Below are 22,219 nucleotides of genomic sequence, written 5' to 3' on the forward strand. Positions count from 1 at the left end.
AATTTTTAATTCTGGAATAAAAAAGTTGTCTTTGGATTTTTCTCTTTTTTTTTCTTTTCCCATAATCTCCTCCTGATGTATATGACAATCTAAGTCTATTTTAGACAAAATAATAGAAAATGTCCTTAAAATAATTTGTAAAAGATTAGAAAAAAATCATATGTTGCTCGATTTAAAACCTGATAAATTTATAGCATCGGAATTGATTAAGGGAGACCCATTTTCTTAAATGAATATTCTTGATTGATAAAGCAGGATATTGTCCTTTTATAGCGAATCTACACAAATGGAGAAGCTGAAAGGAGAATATTTATGACCAATTTTACGGAAAAAGAAGTAAAAAGAGCTATAAGAACATTGGATAATGCTGCACAAGATATCCTAAGCTCAGGATATAGCTCCTACAAAGCAAGAATCGAGAGATTTGTTGATGTAATTTACAAGGATAGAGTACTTAACTATATCGTTGCCCCTCTCCTAGAAATCCCACTGGACTTTGATTCCATCCATTATTCTTCTTTTAATGGATTTTGGATTTCAGAGTTGAGATTACCAGTGGAAATAGATGAACAGTTAGCATATGTTGTACAAATCTTTGATCTTGTTTCTAAAGGTAAAACTCATCTGGATGATTTGAGTCATAGAATATATAAACATAAAAGGTATGAAGATAATATTCAGCAATTCCTCAGAGAGATAGCCAGACCATGTTTGAGGGAATTACTTGATCGCCTTCAAGATTTAATTGAGGATGAAGTTGAAGGGAAGGAAAATATTTCTAGTTCCGCATTGCAAATTTTCAATTATGGAAATATAACTACAGAGAAGGGTGGTGCTGTTGCAATAGGTCATAATATACAGCAAACTGTACGCTATGAAAACATAGTAAATAAGATTATGGATGAGGTAAGAAAACAAAAGGCAGCACCAGAAGAAAGAATGGCTGAGGTTGAGCAAGTAGCTAGTGAGTTACAAGAGGAAATTAACAAATCTGAACCTTCTCAATCAAAATTAAAAGGATTTGCAAGTAAACTATATGAAATAGGGGAAACTGCTTTGTTAAAGGGTTTTTCTAAAGTAGTAACCGACCCTAAATGGGGGCATGCAGTATCCGATGTACTTTTAAATTTAAATTAAGCATCCGTCCAGGATGCTTTTTATTATATAAAGGTAAAACTTACATGTTCCATAAGACCAATTAATATAGGCCTTTTGTGCTACTATTATGCAGAGGTGAAAAAGGTGCATATATCACCAATGCTTTTGCACAAGTCAGAAACTCCTTTTGAGGATAATAATTACATCACTGAATTAAAATTGAACGGCATCCGATTAACGCTTTCCAAGTTTAATAAATTGATAAAGTTATATACACGGCATAATAACGAGGTCACCAGTAAGTTTCCTGAGCTGCTGCATGTCGATATTCCTGATGGCACAATCCTGATGGGGAGATTATCGTCAGTGATCAGGATGGCAAGCCTGACTTTGAGGCAATGATGGAAAGGTTTCAATCTAAACGGTCATTACATAAGATTTTTTACTGTGTATTTGACGTTATTTACTATAAAGGTGATAAGGTAACCCTATTATCCTTGCTCGAAAGAAAAGAGCTGCTATAATCCATTTTGGAGACATCAGACCATATAGGATATACACAGTGGATGGTCGGTAATGCTTCAGCATATTTTGAGTTAGTCAAACAGCAAGGGCTCGAAGGAATTGTACAGAAGAAGGCATACTCCAAGTACCCGATCAACAAACGCTCACATGATTGGCTGAAGGTCATTAATTACCAATATGCCGATGCTTACATTACTGGGTTCAGGAAAGATGAATTTGGGGTGCTGCTGGGTGTGGTGGATGAAGGCCGCGTTAAAGCAGCTGGCCTTATGAAGTTTATGGTACCTGAAGCTAGAAAGCAGTTCTATAGCATGTATCAGAATTATATCCAGGAAGAGAATGAGAAGTTCATCTATCTGGATCCGAAAATTAAATGTCCTGTAAAATTTAGAAACTATACAAAGGTTGGGCTCTTACGCATTCCGTCGTTTGTTGAATATATATCTTGAATTTTAATTAGCATCCTTTCGAGGGTGTTTTTTCATGATATATAGGAAATAATATCCATTTTGTCAAATCTCCTTATAAAAAGGGGGATTGTAATGAAGAAAAGAAGCTTTCTAATAATTGATGAACGATTTATTGATGTGGATGCCGTTGAAACTGGAACTGGAAAAGTCGTGGTTAAGGCATCATTTTGGCGTGACGATGATAAAGCAGCATTTGGAATAAATAATGACAGTAACAATGCGGTTACTGAAGCTGTACTGGCTCTTTTTGAAAATGCAGATAAAGTTTATAAAAGAAGGAAATAAACTGATGGGACAATAAGATTCGTTTATTTCTGTATTTTATGCTCCTAAAAATTTTCTGAAATATTACAGACAAAATACGGCAAAAAGTTGTGCTGTATGGTTCCAGACCTGTTAAATTTATGCCATCGAGAATAAAGAAAAGGACGGCACTTACACGGTGTCGTCTTTTTATGGATAAAGAAGGAAATCCCCCCCTTTTGTCGAAAATGTAAGTGAAAGGGGATGAAATAGTGTATCTTGAGAGTTTGTTAGATTCATTAAAAGAATGGGATTCAAAAATAACAGTCGAAGAGAAAACATCATTAGGCAATCTTTTGGCTGTTCCTTTACTTAAAATTGGAGGAACTAATCTTCGTACCAGCGATTATATAAAAGGCCCTTTATTTTACTTGGAAAGCAGAATAAAAGAATTAATGTCTAAGGAACATATAACTGAAGAATTTTTAGTTATGGGTGTTTTATCTGAAGTAAATAAATACTTTACAAATCAAGTTGCTAACCGAGAAAAAAGTATCGCTGGAAACCTTGAAATGGTGGAAAATATTGAAGGTTTCGGTGAAGGTGCACCAAATGAATTAATAACTGATCTTAAAGAAAAAGCTGAACATATGAAAAGTGCAGTTTATGTCAATTTAGTTAATGAGGAATTAACTGTATGGAAAGAAGTAACATCCCATTATTTTAGCGATAAGCGTATTGAAGAAATGTATAGGGCATTTGAACTTGCAGCTCTTGAAGCCTATAAACAAAACTTATCACATGCAGAACGAAGTGAATATGAAGATATCCTCAAAAGAATGAGAAACAAGAATGAAATAAATATTGATGAACGTCTTGAAGAAGAACAAAACTAGATTAGATCCGATTTATATAATCCAAGCATCCCGTTTTCAGATCAGAGGGAAAAGATTTTTGGAGGCATGAAATATCCACCACCAAATTATGGTGATGGTAAAGATGAATAAACATTAGGGCATCCTTTCGAGGGTGTTTTTTTTATGGATTTATATACTTTGTACCTACGTGAAGTACAGTCGTGTACCCACTTGGAGTACAGCAAAAATTTTCCCTTCATTAGAGCGAGTTTCCTAAAGAAAACAATAAAGAAAACTATCTAGCAAATCCAATTGCTAGGTTGAAAATAATTTTAAAGAGAGCGTGAGTGTATGAGAGTTGGTGATTATTTTTCAGAAGAACAAAAGCAGAAATAAATCAGCAAGGCAAAGAATAAGCAGAGAAGGCGTAAGAAAAAGAAACAGGAGAATGTGAACTGGCATGAACTGATGAGAACTAATCGGGATACCTACAAGCGAGTAAATGGAGCTGTGAGGAGGAGATAAAATACGGCAATCTTTTAGGTTGCCGTCAGGACTCCTACCATTCAGTTTTTAAATTAAATATTAGTTGATAATAGTCATAAAGAGGATTTTTTAAAACATAAATATCAGGTTCAGTTTCTAGTAAATCAAAAATCTTTCCAAGGTGGCAAATTCTAATAAATTCAGAATCATTGATATCTGTTAACAATTTGATATGCTTTGTGTTTAAGTGAGGCATTAAAACAAATATATCCGAAATTTGATCCTTTACTGAATCAGCATGTGTTTGTAGAAATTCTCCCCAGGTAGCTCGCACAAATTCTTTTAAAGAATATTTATGTATTGGTGAGAGGGTACCGGATTGTATTAAATGACAAATGTCTTCAATGTCCTGTTGACTCAAGTTATTTGGATCTAATTCTCTCTTATAAAATAACATCTTGTGTAAAGCATTCATTTTCGGATCCGTTGATTTATAGTTTGTTACATGTTCAACCAGTAGACCAAAGAATGTGTTACTGGATTCTACCAGTTTATCTTTTTTAGGTTCAACGTAACTATAAACATTCTTTTTATCATTTTCTTTTGGCAAAAAAGTCATTAAAACATAGAAGATATAGCTTGTTATAAATGAAAAACAAATCCTATACTGAATATCTCCTAAACCATATACTAGATTTGTTGGAGCCGGGATGTTGACTAAAAGTAATTGATATATTAATACATCAATAATGCAAAAGACAAACAAGTATGTGGTCCTTAATGTAAATAGTTTCTTTATCATTTATTGCTCCTTGCATAATTTGTTAGATACATCTTAACTGATTTTTAAAATATTTTATAGCCTTACAGGAAAATATCTCCTTTTGCACACTTATTCCAACCTTTAAAAACGTATAGTGAATGGCAAAGAAGAAGCGTCCGATTAATCGGACGCTTTTTTATTTAGAGGAGGGTGAATTACTTTGAGCCAAATTAAGTTTAAATCGGTCAATGGTAAAGAAATAGCCGAGGCACTAACAGACTTATATAACAGAGAGCGCAGAAGGAATGTACAATGAACAGCCATCAGCACTATGACAAGTACAAGCGCGACCAGTAGGCAAGGTCCTTTTATAAGAGCAAGCCATGGTACAGAGTAAGGTAACTGGCACTGATGAGAGAGAATTATCTATGCCAGCAATGCATGCAGCAAGGCAAGATAACTGCTGCTGTTATGGTGCATCAAAGCACACCTTAAGTTAAAAGAAAAAACGGTAGTAGTATTTAACAGAGTCATAAAAAGGAAAAATCTTAAGTCTTCATTTGCAGAAACAAATTATATGCCGATTAAGGCATTAGAAAAAAATTTATACATATCCGCCTAAATGATGGTGAGCTTTTCTATTTTTTAGTGATCTGTGCATATTGTGAAAGGAAACGTCAAAAATTTAGAACTATGTGCAAGTTTATAGGGGGAAGTTATTTTTATTTACCTACAGATGTACAGAGATGTTTTATACTCATTTTTTCCTTCGTAAGAAATCAAATTTCGTAAATAATTCATTATTTATAAGACTATACATCTTTAATAAAAAACCCATAAATAATAAGGTCTAAGTCAAAATACCTTTCAGTTCCTTGATATATAAGGTTTTCCTCCTAATCGAAAGAATGGAATAAACAAAGTTTCCACGAATTCACATTCAACAAAACATTATATCAACTTTTGAACAATTTTTTATTTGAAGTAATCACAAAACCACAGGTAAGCTGTAGCCTTTTCCACTTATACACAAGAACATATTCGATATAAAAAAAGACAAAAAAATAATACTTTACGCATTATACGGTTTTTGAAAGTTTTAGGGGCTGGAATGCAAGCTGTAAAGCCTGTAAACTGGAATGTTATCAAATCTCAGGAAACACCAATAGCCTTGTAAAAATATCTTTTTTTACAAGGCTTGCTTTGTTATATACCAATTCCAGCTAAAGAAGGGGATTGGCCTGTATGAAAGAATTCCCTCATTTTCGCTTCATGGATAAGTCCATATGGAATGTTTTCTAAGGCTGCCGGCAGGTGTTTCCTGAAAACGGTCCTGAAGAAAGCACCGATTGAATAAAACTGGAAGGAGCCGGTTCTCTGTTTTTCAGATTCAATATGGAATGAAATTTGATCGATGCTCTCCAGGAAGAACTTTTTCATGAATGTATCCCTTACTGAATACTTTTCCTGATCTTCATCCATAAGATAATTCAAATGTTTCATAACTTCCTGTTTAAAGGAAATCATGACATCAATCTGGTCTCGGGGCTTATATTTTATATGGTGGCCATCCAGAAAATAACTCAGTTCTTTGGAGAGCTTAGCCATTAAGGGATTCACATTGAACTCATCGCTGTTTTCAGCTACACATTCAGGTTTTAAGGAAAAATAGATTTTCCTGATCCAAATCTGTTTGCCGCGCATTTCGAGACCTGTTGATTCAACGGAAAAAAGAGCCTCCAAAACACTTAAAATTTTTCGGACCCCTTTGGCATTCTTGTTCAATTGTGTTTTTAATGTCTTCATATTTCGTTCTTGCCTGATTTGTTTCACTTCTCCGGACTTGCTGTAAGACATGCCGGTCCTGAACTGATTGAGAAGGGAAAAAAGGAGCTCGATGCCTTCAGGGTTTGACGTACGGACAAACTCAGCTAGGATATTGGTCTCGAATAAGGCATGGGGGATGATAAGGTAGTTTAGCACACCTCCGTTTTGCTCGGGGGTGTTATATTTCTCAACATCCTTTAAAACAAGGACAGGCAGCCCTTCAATAATCTCTTCTTTAACAAAGTGGTGATTTTCTAAGTAGCGTTTCCCTCCCCAAAGGGTAGAATAGGAAATGCCCAGAGTTCTGGCCCAATAGGCCAGATTGTATTCTTTAATTACACCACGCTGATTCTGTTCAATATGCATTTGCTTTAGCATTGTCATGTAAACTACATAAGCAGAAGCAGAAGGGCGTTCAAATGACTGATCCCTTAGAAAACGGAATTCCTCCAGTATGGCATGGTGCATACGGAAACCATCGATTTTTATGTTAGACTCACTCATTCTTTACCCTCCTCTCGCCAATTATGCTAGTTAGAATTATAGCAAAATGGTTTTTACGGGAGTCAGGCTCTTTATTAAGGGTTTTTCAAAGTTGCACAATAAGGCTCAATCCCTTGGGGGACAAGGGTTCATAAAAAAAGTAAAAAAAGTTTATGTGAGAGGAAACGTCATTAATTTTGACGTTTTGTGCATAATGTGAGAGCTAACGTCACTGTCAATAAAGGCCGTTATGCGACAAAAACACTGTTATATCAGCATTCTTAGCGGTTCATACATGATACCGCACAGAAAAAGAGGGCTAATTTACTGTAAAAGCTGTGCAAGTTTGTGTGAGAGGAAACGTCATTTAACATTCAATGCCTAAATATTAGGGAAAGTGCTGTTGCACAATACAATACCTGGTCCTTACTCATCCTAATTGTGCACATTGTGAGAGAAAGCGCACTTATTGATTGTGGTGTGCAGGTTGTATAAAAAATACTTTCCTACATGAATGGCGTGGGTTTGTGCACGATGTGAAAGGAAACGTCATTTTCTGATTTTATATGTGCAGCTTTTTATGAAGAAGGAGTTTGGCTTATTCTTTTAATAAATTTAAAAGGATAAAATTATCTATAAAGGAAACAAATCAAAATGGAGCCCGCATTGGAGGAAAAGGCATGGAAATTTTTAAAACAGACAGTTACATAGGATACAGCTTAATTTAATCCAATTTATAAAAGGCCGCCTTGATATAATTGATAGAAGGAATAATTAATATGGCTACCAATAAATGGTTTGCGGATTGTGAAAGGAAACGTCAAAGCTTTGTGTAAGCTGTGCAACTTTTTTAACCTATGAATAGCTGTCTTTTTACGAAACATTCGAATGGCATAAACTACAGCATAAAACAAGCTGAACCTATCAAGTATTAAGGGGTATATGCAAATGGTAACCGAAAATCACTATTTGGCAGCCTGTCATAAAAATTATTTGTTATTCAATGTATTTCTTCCATGCGAATTTTCTGTGCACATTGTGATAGCAAACGTCAAAAATAAAATCCTTTGTGCAAGTTGTGAAAGGAAACGTCAAATTCAATAATTTTGTGCAAGTTTCCTGTAGGATTCCCAAACTTTGAAAGTGTTGACAATTACAACATTTTTCCTTCATACTGTTCATAAGACATATGAAAATCAAGGGGAATAGTATGAGTTTCTTAGTGGGTGTTTCAGAAGCAGGGGATATTCTGGGCTGGGATCGGAGAAAGGTTTCCACATACCATTTAAGGGGGGTGCTTCCTGCACCAGTGGTAAACCTGTCAAGCGGTCCCATCTGGTTTCGAAATCAAATAGAACAGTATAAGGAAGGCAAGGAGCTAAAGGTACGCATATACTATTACGACGGGCAAGCTGTGTATGAATGTAAGCTTAATCAAAAACGTAAAAAAACAGATTTTTCACCCCAAGAAATAAAAGAACAGGTGGAGGCATCTCGGCTTTTTAAAAAAGAGGATATAGAGGAGCTTGAGATTGCCATCGAGGAAAATGAATTTCTTGTTCAGTTTCTTTCCTTTGAATGGATGAGCCTTCTGCATGATTATGGATTATTAGGCTCTGAATATTTTCATTTATATTTGCATCGTTACACTGTACAGCATTTAAAATACAGTGAGAAAAGCACGGAAGGTTTGGGTGAAAGCTAATGTCTGAACTAAATACATTGCAGCGGAGATTCATGGATTTTACAAAGACTATATTTAAAGACTTTCCCCAATTGTTTGTAGAATGGACAATAGATATGAACAATCTGCTGGCTAATCAAGCTGATTATCAGCCGTGCCAGTCTCTTAAGGCATTTTTTGTAGTGATCGACCGCATCGTCAAGGATCATCATCTTGAAATAGAGAAATTGGATGAATGGATCTATACATACAGCGAAGAAATAAGGGGTTTTGTCCTGCCATACATAAGAGATATTAGGGAAGATCAGGCACCTTATTCTTTAAAGACAAACAATAGGGAAGTCATTAATAATTTGCTGAACCAAAGCTTTGCCGAGTCCGGTTCCGCATTATTGTTTCATAGGCTTAGAGAAACCATCAGCAAAAATGAGTTTGATCTTTCAACGGCAGTCCCCACCGCGGTAATAGCGGAAAGGGCAATTGAAGCCACCGCCCAGGTCAGGGCTGAGAATGAAAATTTGAAAATTAAATCCAATGCTTCAATCGAGCAATGGAAAAACCTCACCTCACAGGCCCTTACGTCCATGGATGACTTGACTGCAGATATATTTGATATCGTGTCCATCCTATGGATGCAGCAGGCAACGCATAAAGATCAGATGATTCATTTTCATACGGATGATGCCTTGAATTTAAGGCAGGTACAGGGTAGAAGCGAAGAGCCTGACGGTTTCCAGACGTCTTACCGAAAAAAAGAACGGGACGATATCATGAAGCGCCTTGCAGCCCTTACGACCATATGGATCCGGATAGAACGGGAGAACCTCAGGTTCATCAATGAAGATCAGGAAAGCTTTGAAGAAATCGGCCAGGTGCAGTTCAACCCGCTTTTCGTCGTGGATAGCGTGACCGTGGCATACAGGGGCAGCAATCCTATCGGGATTTACGAATGCAGTATCCGCCCGGGGGAATTACTGGCAAACTTCCTGTACGGATCACAAAAGAGCAGCGGGATGTTAGCACTCAAAACTCTGCAGTACCACCCGACCAAGCAGAAGTATCATAAACGGCTGTCCCGTTATTTATCCTGGCAGTGGCGGATTCGCCAAAAGACCGGCGACTATTTAAGGGCTTACCACATAGGAGGGGACAAGGGTCTTCTGAAGGTAATGGATCTGGATGTGAACCCCCGTTATGGATCCAGGATAAAAGAGCAATTTGAAGAAATCCTGGATACCCTTCAAAAAGATGGAGTAATCAAAGAATGGAGCTATAAAGAAACTGGTATTGAGCAGAGGATTGAACAAGAACGGAACTGGTTCGCGAATACCTGGCTGAAGGCAAGGGTCCAAATCCTCCCTCCATCAGAAATTACAGGCTTGCAGGATTTTAATGGGTTAACATTCATTGAAGAACCGGATTATGACACGTTAAATCTATCGGAGTTTTTCAAGGGAATGACTGAAAAGGAGGCTGCTGCAGCTACTGAAGCAGCTGAAAAAGAGGTGTCACCTGAAAGCGTCAGCCAGGAAAGGAACATTCGCGGGGTCAGTATATTGGAGGCCGCGAAAGAGATGGGGATCTCACATAGCACCTTGTCCCGTTATGAAAGAAATTTAATTAAACGGCCTTACACGGAAAGCCTGGAAAAAATGAAGGTTTGGCTGAATAAAAAATAAAAATTGCAGGAGCGGAATTAACGGAGGGCGGCTATTTACAGCTGCCCTCTTCTTTATATAGGCGTTTTGAATAAATGATGACCCATCTTTTATTGGGACGTCCTATACGCAATAGAAAATTATCTCAGAGGAAAAACAAAGATTGTCGTATTAAGAAAAGGATTTGTTCCTTAATATAATCTAGAAATAATTTTTTAAAATGAAAAGATGTTTTCTGCTTCCATTACCTTCTCATTCCCTGCCTCCCTCGCGCTTTAATTAGAGGATTAAATCATGGTCACTTTTCCACTTTTCCTTGTTTTTTAGATAAATAGAGAGGAGAGGGGGGAGGTGCTTCCTTGATGTATATTTTCCTAGAATGTTGGAGATATTAGGTAATACCTATTTGAAGTGAGGAAGGATGAAAGATGATGTCGAATAAAAAACAGAATAAAGCTGTATCGGAGAAATTAAAAAAGGCCGTCACCCAGGCTAAAAAAGCGGGGGTAAAGCTGGTCTCTGTTAAGGTTAGATAATAATTAAAACTAGTCTAAATTAGACTAGTTTTTAATTATTTTGCGTAAACTCCATGATAGAAAAATATAAAGATGCTTCCTACATAAATCTCAATCTTAAAAATATTTTGGGTTCTGTAACGCGGAGTTTAAGGAGAAATTAATGGGACAACATAGTTCGAAGTTGAAGGATGGCATTTTGACGCTTATGAAGCTAAATACTTTAAACTAATCAATTATTTAATATATTTTAAAATTTACCTCGGTAGAATAAATAAAGTTTATCACAGACATCAGATTGTGATTTAACAAAATGTCTGCATATAGGACTGAATCATTGAAGGGGAATAAATTTTTTATTTTTATAAATAAAAATCAGATCATTTTGTCCAACAGGCCTCTGATAAAAGCTAGTTATGGCTGGATTGACCACATTTTTAGTAAAGAATCGATGATTCGTGCTTATTAGGCTGTACAGCTTAAAGTAGTTTTTGAAGGGAAAACAACGTATGACTCCCACTAACGTTAAACAAATTAGCGGTCCAAAAACAAATTGCAGTCTTTGAAAAGCTAAAAGCACAAATTAAATAAGACAGAAAACGTTTGATGAGTCAGTTAGGAGCTTGATGGAAAGGGTTTTCCTGGCTGAAGTTGTTAGCAGTAAGAGGAATAGATTCATGTTGATTACTGTTTAAAAAAGCGATTTTACAGGCTTCACAAGATATGTCATTTAGTTCCTTAAATTTAATGTTCCTTAAATCTTTTCGTGTAAATAAGTAATAGGTTTTGTGCTTAAAACCACATTCACAGAAATTGTTATCTTTGATAATGTGAATTTCCTTTATTCTTGAATCTGTAAAAGTTGGATAAAACAATTTAATCGTCTTCTTTTTGTTGGATTTCCATTACTGGTTGTATATAAAATGGATAGGGAAATATTAACATGTAAAAATACTGAAATGCCAATAAAAGATTTTTTCAAATTATCAAAATAATATACTGTCACTTTAGGAGTTATTTTGCACCTTTTTCAAGCGATATTTTGCACTATAAATAAATATAAAAAGTCCAATTTCTCAATATTAAAATTAAGAAATTGGACTTTTATCCTCACTTCGGAATAGTGCTCTATAGTGGAATGACTGTAAAGCTAATAAAACTTTTTAAAAGCTGCGTTTCCCTGCCCAAGCTCCTTGCATTTTACTAAGGAATACAATTTGCCCAATATGATATGCGTCGTGCATTACTAAACTCTTCAGTTCAAGCACTAATGGATTGTCATCAGGAATCGGTCTATACAAATCTTCTAGTTTTGATTTTGCTAGTATTTTTTCAAGTTCACGATGAACAGAAAAGTATTCTTGTTTTGTTTCCTTCCAATTTTGAAAGGTCTCAGTTGGTAATCGATATGTAGCGTCATTATTTTCTGCCTTTGGTTCATTTGTTGTTTCACCTAGAAAGCGTAACAGAATTCTCTTTTCATAGAAAAGTAAATGACAAACTAATTCCCAGATGGAATGTGCCCCTTCAACTGGTTTCCAAATTGCCTGTTCCAAAGTAATATTCTCTAGTACTTTTTCAAGTGGTGGAAACCAGTCTTCTTTATCTAAGCAGCTTGCCCATTGTTGTAACAAAAGTGTCCTTACATCCATTTTCTATTCCCTCCAATCTTATCCCTTTTAATAGATAATCCCTTTGGTCAATATTCATTTGAGGCATGTTGTTCTGGCATAACTTACAATTTCGAGATGAACCATCTGATTACCTCCCTTACCCAATTGCTGAGCAACGTTAAAAAAGCACACATTTTATTATTTGTTCCAAAACTCGTCCTTTTCTGAACACGCTTCTTCTTGATTTGATTAGACTCAGATGCTAAGAAGGCAAAAGAAACTGCAATAATAGGAGAGGCTCTAGCCGAGCAATCAGAAAATGGCAGCGTAGTTGTTAAGACTTCTATTGATGGAATGGTAAGGGTAAGTGAGAAGATGTTTCTGCTTGAAACTGATGCAAACAAGATTGGCGATATTATCAAGGTAATAGACGGTATTTCCAGTCAGACAAATCTGCTGGCGTTAAACGCAGCAATCGAAGCAGCACGTGCAGGTGAAAAAGGCAAAGGTTTCGCCGTTGTAGCAGATGAGGTACGTCAGCTTGCAGAAAAAAGCAGCGAGGCAACGAAGGAAATTTCAGAAATTATAAAAGATATTCAGTACAGCACAAAAAGCAGTGTTAAAGCAGTAAAAGAAGAGGTAGATAACTCTCATAAAACTGGGATGGCATTCAACACAATCGCAAATATGGTTGGTCAGGTTTCTGCAAAAGTAGCAGAAATACAATCAGCAAGTGATAAACAGTCAGCGCAGTCAATAGAAGTTATGAGGTCAATTGAAAACATTGCTTCAGCTGGTGCAATGCAGTCTGCACAATCCGCCGAGGCTATGAAAGCAGTTGAGAGTATAGCAGGTGCTAGTGAAGAATCGGCGGCAGCAAGCGAACAAACTGCGGCAACATCACAATCATTGGCTAATTTAGCGGAAGAGTTAAATGAGTCGGTTTCTACATTTAAAATAAAGTAACAGGGGATATCCTTTTTTTGTTATTTACTTCTTATTATACAATTGGTTAATGTGAACACATGGAAAGCATATTAAACTAAGGGACCCTTACAAATTCGTAAGTTAATGAGCATATTTTCACCAATGTACTTGTTTTCCATCTCTAAAGAATCCACCGGAAGGGCCTTCATCAATCGAAAGGAAAGGATACTTAATGGCACTATGAGTAGTTTATTTGTTGTTTAGAACACGAAAAACTCAATATTCAATATTGATGAATTCTTATAAGTTTTTTCTACTAGACACCTAGAGGACACTAAATGAACGCTAATGCTTTCGTTTAGTGTCCTCTTATTTTTATTTAGGGGGATTATTGTGGGGGTAAAACAATTTTTGATGTCGGTGCATGCTTCCACTATAGTCATAGCAATCTCTGATTTCTACTTTGTTGACTGTCCTAAATGCAGTCTTTTTTATGTTTAAGCATCTTTCTATATTGATTAATTGCTGTTATGAAAGTCTTCCCTTCGCTTACCATCCTCGACAAACGATGTTTTAAAAGGCTTTTCTGCTATTCCCTTTCTCTGAAGTTGCCAGATAGTAATAGGGAGACATTCTACGCTTCACTTTTAGGAACGTACGTTCTATAATGAAGGGATATAATACGTAAAAACAGCTCGTTTTAAGAAGACGAATTTGATAAAAGAAAGGTGAAGGTGTATGAAAACATGTCCTTATTGCGGAAGCGGGATAAAGCATTTGCTCTCCTCTTACTATTGTGATTTCTGTGAACTGGGAATACCAAGGGAGGATATTCAGGAAAAGGGGAAACGTAAGGATTTTCTTCCTGAATTACAGCCCACTGTACAAGATTTATCTAAAAGTACCAGGGAAATTATGCGCTTTTCTATAATCGAGCTTGTATTGCTGTTGAAATTAGCCAGAAAGGAACGAGCAAATCTCTATAAGCAGAGATACATTTTTGTTCAGGCTATAAAACAAGGTGCCCTTGAATATAGGGAAGGGGAACAATATACGTTTATCGAATATGAAAAAATGACACGGAAATGTTTTGTTTTAGAGAACCTCATACGAGAAAGAATGGGATACTATCCGACTTTTATCACCAATTCTTTTATTTGGAAAATGGCTGAGCGAATGATTAAAAGCCTTCAAAAAGACATGGTAATACGTCCTTCAAAACACCGCTAAAAAGTATAAGCTGGATTATGAGTTTGATTCAGAAAATCTCCTGAATTAAATATTGTGGAGCCTAAACATAAACCGAGTATTAGTTAGGCACGGTCTCTTGAGTTAATAAAAAGCGTGCAGAGTCTCAATAGATGCTTTGCACGCTTTCAAAATTAAAGAAATTATATTATAAATGATTGGCTATCTTTCACAAGCTATCCCATCTTTGTCACGATCTAAATCATGATTGTATTTCATAGCATTTTTATAGATTGTTAATGAAATTTTGGTGCCTTTAGACATCGTCTTATACGATACTTTTTTCGTTTTACGGCTAATCACTTTATTTTTCGTATGGGCGGATTTTGCAACACCTTTTGAATAATGGCTGTTAAACAATTTGCAGCTTTTATACATGCTTGGTGTTGCATTTGCCTGCTTCGGTACTATGGTAACTATGCCACTGGTAAAAATGGCTGCAGCAGCTACTAAAGATATTATTTTTTTCAAATAACCCCTCCTTTATGGATAAATTATACATTAATTCCAGCCAAAAGGACTATAAATTTATGCCTTTATACTAAAGAAATGTGAAGATGTTTAAAGGAAGGATTTGTGAATTTTAGATGACGTCAATAAAAACTAAATTTTACAAGATTTAGATAAAAAGAGCAATTTACAGGCGATACAATTAAGGCTTTGCAATCAGCTAATGCAACTTTGTTGATTGCAGCATTTCGCATGGGAGGCTACAGGTACCTCAACCCTTCATTTTTAGCCTTGAATATTTTTTTGTAACTGCCTTTGCCTTTTCGATTATATAATTCATGAGAAGGTGCCCGTCCATATAACTAACACTGAATTTTTGAAAATCGCAAGTATGACAATTTCTATTATCACTTAATGTGTGGAGAATTCAACAAGGGGAAATTCCCAGGTCCCAAATGTACACGTAAAGGAAATATCTTATACTCATGTAACCAGAAGTAATGGAAGCAAGAGCAATGATACCGATCCGTGGCCAACTGACTGCGTTACCAAAAAAACTTACCTGCAGCTCTTCTTTGTGTCTAATAATAAAGGCAGTTAAATAAGAACATGGTCTTTGTAACTTTAAAGAGGGTGTTTAGCAATATTTATCGAATAATGTATGAAGAGTAGAATTACGGAAGGGATAAAGGAGGGTAAAATGCTTGAAATTACTGGTGCTGATATTAAAGAATTGAGTGATACAGATCTAAGGTCGCTCATAGGGCTTTTGTGTGAAGCAGACCTACGTGCTGCAGGTATTCCCACTGCGGGTGTTACATGGGGAGGACATCAAAATGCTGCAGATGGCGGCCTTGATGTCAGGGTAGAAGTTTCAACGGACTTGTCATCTGATGGTTTTATACCGAGATCAAAGACTGGTTTTCAAGTTAAAAAACCTGATATGCCTCGGGGTGCGATTAGTAGTGAGATGAGACCTAGGGGGCAATTAAGGCCAGTTATAAAAGATTTAATTGATTCAGGAGGGGCTTATATCATTGTAAGTAGTCAAGGGTCTACTGCAGATGGTGCACTATCTGATCGTAAAAAGGCAATGGTTGAAGCATTATCTGACACTACAAATTTGTCTGATTATAAAGTTGATTTTTATGATAGGGAACGAGTTGCGGGTTGGGTACGCACACATCCCTCGCTTGTACTATGGGTAAGAGATAAAATAGGACGACCAGTTCAGGGGTGGAGAGCATATGGTTACTGGGCACACTCCCATACTGATGCTGATGAGCAATATATATTGGATGAGCATGTACGATTACACAATAGTGCGAATCTCTACTTGGATGGTTTCTCTGCAATGGATGGTATAAATGAAATTCGTACCATTTTACGAAAACCTGGGTCATCTGTTCGTTTAGTTGGGCTTTCTGGTGTTGGAAAAACTAGATTTGTTCAAGCATTGTTCGATGAACATATTGGTGAAAATCCGCTAAATCAGACACAAGTTTTTTATGCTGAAATGAGTGATAGTCCTAGTCCTGAGCCTCGGAGCTTTGTTGAACGTATTATTGCTCAAGAAATGCCTGCTGTCCTTGTTATTGATAATTGCCAGCCGGAATTACATAAGCGGTTAACTTCCTTGTGCACTGCACCTGACAGTTTAGTCAGTCTAATCACTGTTGAATATGATGTTAGGGATGACCTCCCTGAGGAGACCGACGTTTACCATTTAGAACCTGCTTCTGATCATTTAATTGAGCGGTTGATAATATCACGTTTTCCCTATGTCAGCGGAGTCGATAGTCGGACTATTGCATCCTTCTCTGGTGGAAATGCTCGCATTGCGATTGCATTAGCCAATACTATTCGAAGAGGAGAAAATCTAGGTAATTTGAGGGATGAAGATCTTTTTTCTAGGCTTTTTAAGCAAAGAAATAGTGACAATCCAGACTTGCTAAGAGTTGCTGAAGTTTGTTCCCTTGTTTACTCATTTGATTTTACTTTTGAAGATGCTAATGATGAACTAAGGCTTCTCGGTTCCTTAATTAGGGAGAATATTACAGATTTATATGGGAATGTTAAAGATTTGGAACGTCGTGAACTTGTGCAAAAAAGAAGTAAATGGAGAGCTCTGTTACCTCACGCGTTAGCTAATAAACTCGCTATTCGTGCTCTTGAAAACATTCCACTTGTAAATATTTTAAATGTTTTTATAAATGGAGGATGTTCTCGACTTCTGACATCCTTTTCCAGACGACTTAGTTATTTGCATGAATCTGCTGAAGCTATAGAAATATCCAGAAACTGGTTGTCGGAAAATGGTTTGCTGGGTAACGTGAGTGAATTAGATGAAATAGGAATAACTCTGTTAAAAAATATTGCACCTGTAAATCCTGAATTAACCTTGTCTGCTATTGAAAGGGTTACAATCAAAGACAGCGCTCTTACATTCTTTTCACGCGAAAATGAACACTTCGATGTCATAACTAGGCTTCTATGCTCTATGGCATATGATAAGGAACTTTTTAGTCGTTCGGTGAAATTACTATGTCGCTTCGCCCTCTCTGAGCACCCTAGTGAAAACTATAATTCTATCAGGTTCAGACTAAAGCCTCTTTTTTATTTACAATATTCCGGAACACATGCCACTGCAACACAAAGACTTGATATCATTTCCAATTTAATTGAAACCGGGAAAGACGATGAAATAGAACTTGGTCATTCATTGTTAAGTTCAGCTTTAGAATCTTGGCATTTTAATTCTTATAATGACTATGAATTTGGTGCTCGTTCAAGAAATCATGGGTACTTGCCAAGAAATAGAACTGAAATAGAGGAATGGTATAAGTTGTTCATTGAATATGCTGTATCCATATCTTTGGGTGAAGTTTCATATTCTTCTAAATCAAAAGCTCTTTTAGCAGATAAATTCAGGGGGCTATGGGTTAAGGCTCAAATGTATAACGAATTAGAAGTCGCTTCGATTTCACTTGTTAAAGCAGGTAATTGGAAGGAAGGTTGGGTGGCTGTTAAGGCAACTATTAGATTCGATGGTGCGGAAATGGATGCAGAGGTCATACAGCGCTTATATAACATAGGAAAAATCCTTGAACCGATGGCGCTAATTGAACGGGCAAGACTTTATGCTCTTACTCAGTATAAGGGTTCTTTTGATGTGATTGATACAGTTGACATAGGCAACCAAGACGAAGATGTCGACGAATTTACGAAGGTGGAGCAATACACTCGTTTTCTTGGTCGAGAAGTTGCAGCTGATGAACAAATTTTCCGAAAATTATTACCCGATCTTCTAAGTACTGACAGTCCTAGAATAACTTATTTTGGAGAAGGACTTGCGGAAGGTTGCGAAAACCTTGAACAACTCTGGCAGGACATGCTGTCACAATTATCATTGATTGATGAGAAAAGTCGGAATTACCAAATACTTCGTGGAGTTCTAAGGGCAGCATCTCAAATGGATGGAGATCTTGCAGAGCAGTTTTTAGATTTAGCTGTTACCAATGAATTATTAGCTCATATATATCCTTGGCTGCAAACGAGTTTTAAAATTAGTGAGAAAGGTGTAGAAAGATTAAAACATTCACTGAAGTATGGAGTTGCCCCTATTTTGCAATATGGAAATATAGCATATGGAAGGACACACGAAAAAATTAATGATGATTCTTTTTGTGAATTGTTAAAATTAATTGATTCGAAACCAGACGGAAACAAAGTAGCTATTGAGATTATGCATATGAGACTTCACGGTAGGAATGACAGCTTAAGCGAACCTATTATAACGGCAGCGCAAGAGTTGTTATTAAATTTTCAGTTTGATAGAGAATATACACGCGCGGATCGAATGGAGTATGACATGTCAGTTATTATTAGGGCGTGTTTTAAGGGAGATGAAGCAAATGATAAGGCTAGAATGCTGTGTCAAAATCTTTTTAAAGCGTATAAAAATTATGATATCAACGCCGGAGATTATAAAGGCGTAATAGACTCTATTGCCAAAACACAGCCTACAGCCCTCCTTGATTGTTTCTTATCGGAGGAAAAACTAGACTACAGAGTAAGACGAGTGTTTTCCGGTGGATTCAATCCTTTTTCTGGTGTAGAAGATGACATTATTATTGCCTGGTGTGAAGAAAATGTTAAAACTAGGTATCCATCGGCAGCTTCAATAATACTGCCATTTCGAAAACATGCTGATACTGAATTACTAGAATGGACTCCTTTGGCTCGTAGGATGTTTACTAATGCATATGATTCAATTGAAGTTCTCAAAGTGTTTACTTCTTTTTTTAGACCAACATCCTGGTCAGGATCCAGAGCAGAAATAATACAAAAACGTTTACGGCTAATTTCTGAATTAAAGGCACATGAAGATTCTTCAGTTGCTGATTGGGCAGCTAAAGAAGAACGCGCGTTTGAACAAGAGATTAATTTGGAGCGTGAATGGGAGTTAACAAGAGTAGATAATGGAAATGAAAGTTTTGAGTAGAGAAAGTAAATTGGAATCCGGTCAGATATAAAAAAAATGCAAAGAGCATCCTACGTAAAGAAAGGTGCTTTTTTTCATAATTGATGATTTCTAAAATTTATTTGGTAAATTGAGTACTCTTTATAAAAAGGCGGTTAGAGTGATAAAATATTTGGATGTAAGGATAAAAACAAATAAAGAAGATAAGGGAAATGTTTTAAGTGGTAATTACCAGCTTGGCAATGTTTCTGTTCCAAAAGTATTCGATTATAAAGGGATAAAATACTCCCCTGTGAACCTAATTGGTGATTTATTAGGTGAAAAAGCGCTTTTTAACAAATCTGCGGATACAGTGTACTTTGGTACTCAACCAAAAGGAAGTTACATGTCGGATATATTGCCACCTTACAAAAAAATAATATTGTAAAGGTGAATCAACCTATGGTAATGGCAGGAAGCACTTATAATAAAGGTTATCATAACGGTGCATTTAAAACTGGCTCAATGTCATTTAATTTAGGTGGAAAATTCCACAACATAAGTGGTCTTATCGGATTTGAAGACCATGCAGATCAATATAATGCTAGATTCATCTTTAAAGCAGATGGTCATGACATTTCATCTTACGATAATTCATCTAGTGGTTTACCGATTAAAGTTGATATTAATGTTTCGAATGTATGGAATTTAGAAGTTATTGTTCAAGCTGAGAGAGACTCTTGGTTTTATTATGATTTTATTAATGTAATTGTGAAGTAATTTTAACTTGTTGTTACAAGGCACCCTCTCGAGGGTGTTTTTTTATGGATTTTATACGCATTGTACCCACGTGGAGTACAGCAAAAAATTTTTCCTTCGTTAGAGCGCATGTAGCAGGTAGCATCCGGATAACCGGGTTAAAAGAAGTGATGGGATTTTAGGGTAAAAAGTAAATCATAAAAAAGAGTACTGAATAAATCAGCCCTACATGGTGTGCATTGTTAATTATCTTGAAAAGAAAGCTCTGTATACACCTATAATTAAGCAACATACTGTTATAGCAAATGCTATGGTACTTAAGGTCCAAGTTAAAGAATAAAGAATAGAATGCGAAGCAGCTTCATCCCCGAAGGAATCAGTAACTAAAAGCGATGACACAAATCTTAGGATAAAGCCTAATACTTGTGTAAAGATTCTGTAAATTACACAAAAGGAGATTGTCAATGTTTTTAATATTTGGTTTATTAGTCTTAGCAGGAATCGTATATTTATTTAGAAAAACCACCGAGTGACATTATGATGATTTCGCTTAAACTCTTGCTTGAAAAATTTTATGCAACAAATATAGAACGATTTAAAGATTGTGTAATTGCTAATTTTCCCTAAAATGTTTTTGTGAAATATCCAAGTTTTTGGGTGATTTCCAATATTAATGATATTAACCATGATCATTTTGATATAATTAGAATACAATTAAAAAAAATAAAAGAAGGAATTGGAGAGTAACAAGATGATTTACTTAGGTTTAGACACTTGTGTATGGTTAAATATAGCAAAACTCGATGACGACACTTTATTAAGCAGTTTTGAGCAACTTCTTAATGAAGAAAAAATAACTTTCATTGTTCCAGAGATAGTAAAAATCGAATTCTCAAGGAATAAGGAGATTAAGGTTATAGAACCACTTAAAAAATCTTACCATTCAAAGTTAAAAAATATACAGGAGATGTCAAAATTAGTTGAACAACCTGATTCAGAACTTATTCAGAGTATTTTTAAAAAATATACTGATAACTATGAGCAGTTATTAACAGTACATAGAAAAAACATAGAAAGAATTGAAAGAATTCTTACTGATGGCATTCATATAGAACCTTCTATAGAACAAAAAGCAGAGGGCGCTATGATGGCTCTTGATAAAAAAGCACCATTCTTTGGAGAAAAGAAAAATGAAATGACTGATTGCTTAATATTGTTCAGTGTTTTAGAGGCTGCTAGAAAGCAGAACTGTAAACCTATATATTTTATAACGGATAATGTTGATGATTTTGCTGTATCAAAAAGAGAAGAAAATAATGAAAGATTTACAATGCATGAAAACATTGCGCATTTTTTTGATGAACCTGATGTAAAATACCTACTCTCCCCCAAAATAACTGAATTAGTAGATATGATACAACCTGATTTAATAAATGAAGACGAGGCAAAACGAATTAATGAGGACTTCACATTTATTAGGGAAGCGGAAGAACGCAGAAAGAAATGTAACCATGAATTTGACACAGAAAATGGCTTTTGGTTCAATTCTATGTATGGCGGTGGACTAAGTTGGCATTATAGATGTAAAAATTGCGGTGTATACTATGATACTGGTGACTATTATAATTAATACCCTGTTGGAAGCCATTATGGCTTCTTTTTATCACCCTTAATACTAATTTTTTCAAGGGCAATAATACGTTCTTGTTTCAAATGATTGTTTTTATAATTTTTTCTTTGATTCGCTAACCATCTACCAAGACAGTCCGCTTTCTATGTGGTTAATATCAAAATTGATATGTCCGTGTTTCTCAAAATAGTTAGTTGTTAATTTATAATAAGTTTCCCAAGGATATTTTATGGGTTTATTTTTTAACATCAACGTCAGCTCCAAGAAATTAAATATTCTCTCAAATAATTAAAAGTGATAATAATATTTAAAGCCTTCTCAGTGGATATTTAACACTTTAATGTATTTCTAAAAATCTAATACATAAACAATTAGCCAATAAAGGAGGAACTATATTAAAGATTTACATAGTGTCTTTTTGATTCTCATAATCTCAGATTTTTATGGTATAATTTACAATTATGCTGGATAATATAACACAAGAAAAATAGACTGTATTTATTATAGTTACGTGAAAGATG

15 protein-coding genes and 2 pseudogenes are annotated in these 22,219 nt (G+C 35.7%); 12 read left to right on the plus strand and 5 right to left on the minus strand.

The window, feature by feature from the left end; all coding sequences use genetic code 11:
• Positions 1 to 312 precede the first annotated feature (312 nt).
• The 4 genes and pseudogenes from BIV59_RS21165 (at position 313) to BIV59_RS21180 (ending at position 3,232) form a co-directional block, all read left to right on the plus strand.
• Positions 313 to 1,137, plus strand: a complete 825-nt coding sequence (locus tag BIV59_RS21165) for a hypothetical protein (protein WP_071353446.1) — start codon at positions 313 to 315, stop codon at positions 1,135 to 1,137.
• 105 nt (positions 1,138 to 1,242) lie between these two features.
• Positions 1,243 to 2,072, plus strand: a pseudogene (locus BIV59_RS21170) (ATP-dependent DNA ligase).
• A gap of 93 nt (positions 2,073 to 2,165) precedes the next feature.
• On the plus strand, positions 2,166 to 2,378 hold the full coding sequence (locus BIV59_RS21175) for a hypothetical protein (protein WP_071353447.1): 213 nt from the start codon (positions 2,166 to 2,168) through the stop codon (positions 2,376 to 2,378).
• 230 nt (positions 2,379 to 2,608) lie between these two features.
• Positions 2,609 to 3,232 (plus strand): hypothetical protein, encoded by a 624-nt coding sequence (locus BIV59_RS21180; protein ID WP_071353448.1) that lies wholly within the window; start codon positions 2,609 to 2,611, stop codon positions 3,230 to 3,232.
• Positions 3,233 to 3,752: 520 nt separating this feature from the next.
• On the opposite strand, the gene BIV59_RS21185 is transcribed toward BIV59_RS21180, so the two are convergent.
• A complete protein-coding gene (locus tag BIV59_RS21185; protein ID WP_071353449.1) occupies positions 3,753 to 4,481 on the minus strand; it encodes a hypothetical protein in 729 nt (242 codons plus the stop codon).
• A gap of 1,167 nt (positions 4,482 to 5,648) precedes the next feature.
• Positions 5,649 to 6,773, minus strand: coding sequence for a hypothetical protein (locus BIV59_RS21190; RefSeq protein ID WP_071353450.1), 1,125 nt, complete (start codon positions 6,771 to 6,773; stop codon positions 5,649 to 5,651).
• Positions 6,774 to 7,962: 1,189 nt separating this feature from the next.
• Here BIV59_RS21190 and BIV59_RS21195 point away from each other — a divergent pair.
• Together BIV59_RS21195 and BIV59_RS21200 are read left to right on the plus strand one after the other, a co-directional pair.
• The gene (locus tag BIV59_RS21195) at positions 7,963 to 8,457 is read left to right on the plus strand and encodes a hypothetical protein (protein ID WP_071353451.1); all 495 of its coding nucleotides are present in this window, start codon (positions 7,963 to 7,965) and stop codon (positions 8,455 to 8,457) included.
• The gene (locus BIV59_RS21200) at positions 8,457 to 10,115 is read left to right on the plus strand and encodes a helix-turn-helix domain-containing protein (protein ID WP_071353452.1); all 1,659 of its coding nucleotides are present in this window, start codon (positions 8,457 to 8,459) and stop codon (positions 10,113 to 10,115) included. Before BIV59_RS21195 ends, BIV59_RS21200 begins: the two co-directional genes overlap by 1 nt.
• Before the next feature lie 1,657 nt (positions 10,116 to 11,772).
• Here the strand turns inward: BIV59_RS21200 and BIV59_RS21205 are convergent.
• Positions 11,773 to 12,261 carry a DinB family protein gene (locus tag BIV59_RS21205; protein ID WP_071353453.1) on the minus strand — a complete coding sequence of 163 codons (489 nt, stop codon included), beginning with the start codon at positions 12,259 to 12,261 and terminating at the stop codon, positions 11,773 to 11,775.
• 336 nt (positions 12,262 to 12,597) lie between these two features.
• Between BIV59_RS21205 and BIV59_RS21210 the strand changes: the two genes are divergently transcribed.
• Positions 12,598 to 13,188 (plus strand): methyl-accepting chemotaxis protein, encoded by a 591-nt coding sequence (locus BIV59_RS21210; RefSeq protein ID WP_071353454.1) that lies wholly within the window; start codon positions 12,598 to 12,600, stop codon positions 13,186 to 13,188.
• 699 nt (positions 13,189 to 13,887) lie between these two features.
• Entirely contained in the window at positions 13,888 to 14,379 is a 492-nt protein-coding gene (locus tag BIV59_RS21215; RefSeq protein ID WP_071353455.1) for a hypothetical protein, read from the plus strand.
• Between the two features lie 180 nt (positions 14,380 to 14,559).
• Here the strand turns inward: BIV59_RS21215 and BIV59_RS21220 are convergent, their stop codons facing one another.
• Positions 14,560 to 14,868, minus strand: coding sequence for an excalibur calcium-binding domain-containing protein (locus BIV59_RS21220; protein WP_071353456.1), 309 nt, complete (start codon positions 14,866 to 14,868; stop codon positions 14,560 to 14,562).
• A gap of 679 nt (positions 14,869 to 15,547) precedes the next feature.
• Here BIV59_RS21220 and BIV59_RS21225 point away from each other — a divergent pair.
• The 4 genes from BIV59_RS21225 (at position 15,548) to BIV59_RS21240 (ending at position 21,698) form a co-directional block, all read left to right on the plus strand.
• The gene (locus BIV59_RS21225) at positions 15,548 to 19,351 is read left to right on the plus strand and encodes a hypothetical protein (protein WP_071353457.1); all 3,804 of its coding nucleotides are present in this window, start codon (positions 15,548 to 15,550) and stop codon (positions 19,349 to 19,351) included.
• Between the two features lie 139 nt (positions 19,352 to 19,490).
• Positions 19,491 to 19,757: a hypothetical protein gene (locus BIV59_RS21230; RefSeq protein WP_071353458.1), complete on the plus strand. Its 267-nt coding sequence runs from the start codon at positions 19,491 to 19,493 to the stop codon at positions 19,755 to 19,757.
• A gap of 14 nt (positions 19,758 to 19,771) precedes the next feature.
• Positions 19,772 to 20,089, plus strand: coding sequence for an NPCBM/NEW2 domain-containing protein (locus tag BIV59_RS21235; RefSeq protein WP_071353459.1), 318 nt, complete (start codon positions 19,772 to 19,774; stop codon positions 20,087 to 20,089).
• A gap of 730 nt (positions 20,090 to 20,819) precedes the next feature.
• A complete protein-coding gene (locus BIV59_RS21240; protein WP_071353460.1) occupies positions 20,820 to 21,698 on the plus strand; it encodes a PIN domain-containing protein in 879 nt (292 codons plus the stop codon).
• 17 nt (positions 21,699 to 21,715) lie between these two features.
• Here the strand turns inward: BIV59_RS21240 and BIV59_RS24585 are convergent.
• A pseudogene (locus BIV59_RS24585) lies at positions 21,716 to 21,817 on the minus strand (hypothetical protein); the annotation flags it as partial.
• Positions 21,818 to 22,219 lie beyond the last annotated feature (402 nt).

The sequence above is a fragment of the Bacillus sp. MUM 13 genome, from assembly GCF_001866725.1.
GTDB lineage: Bacteria > Bacillota > Bacilli > Bacillales > DSM-1321 > Peribacillus.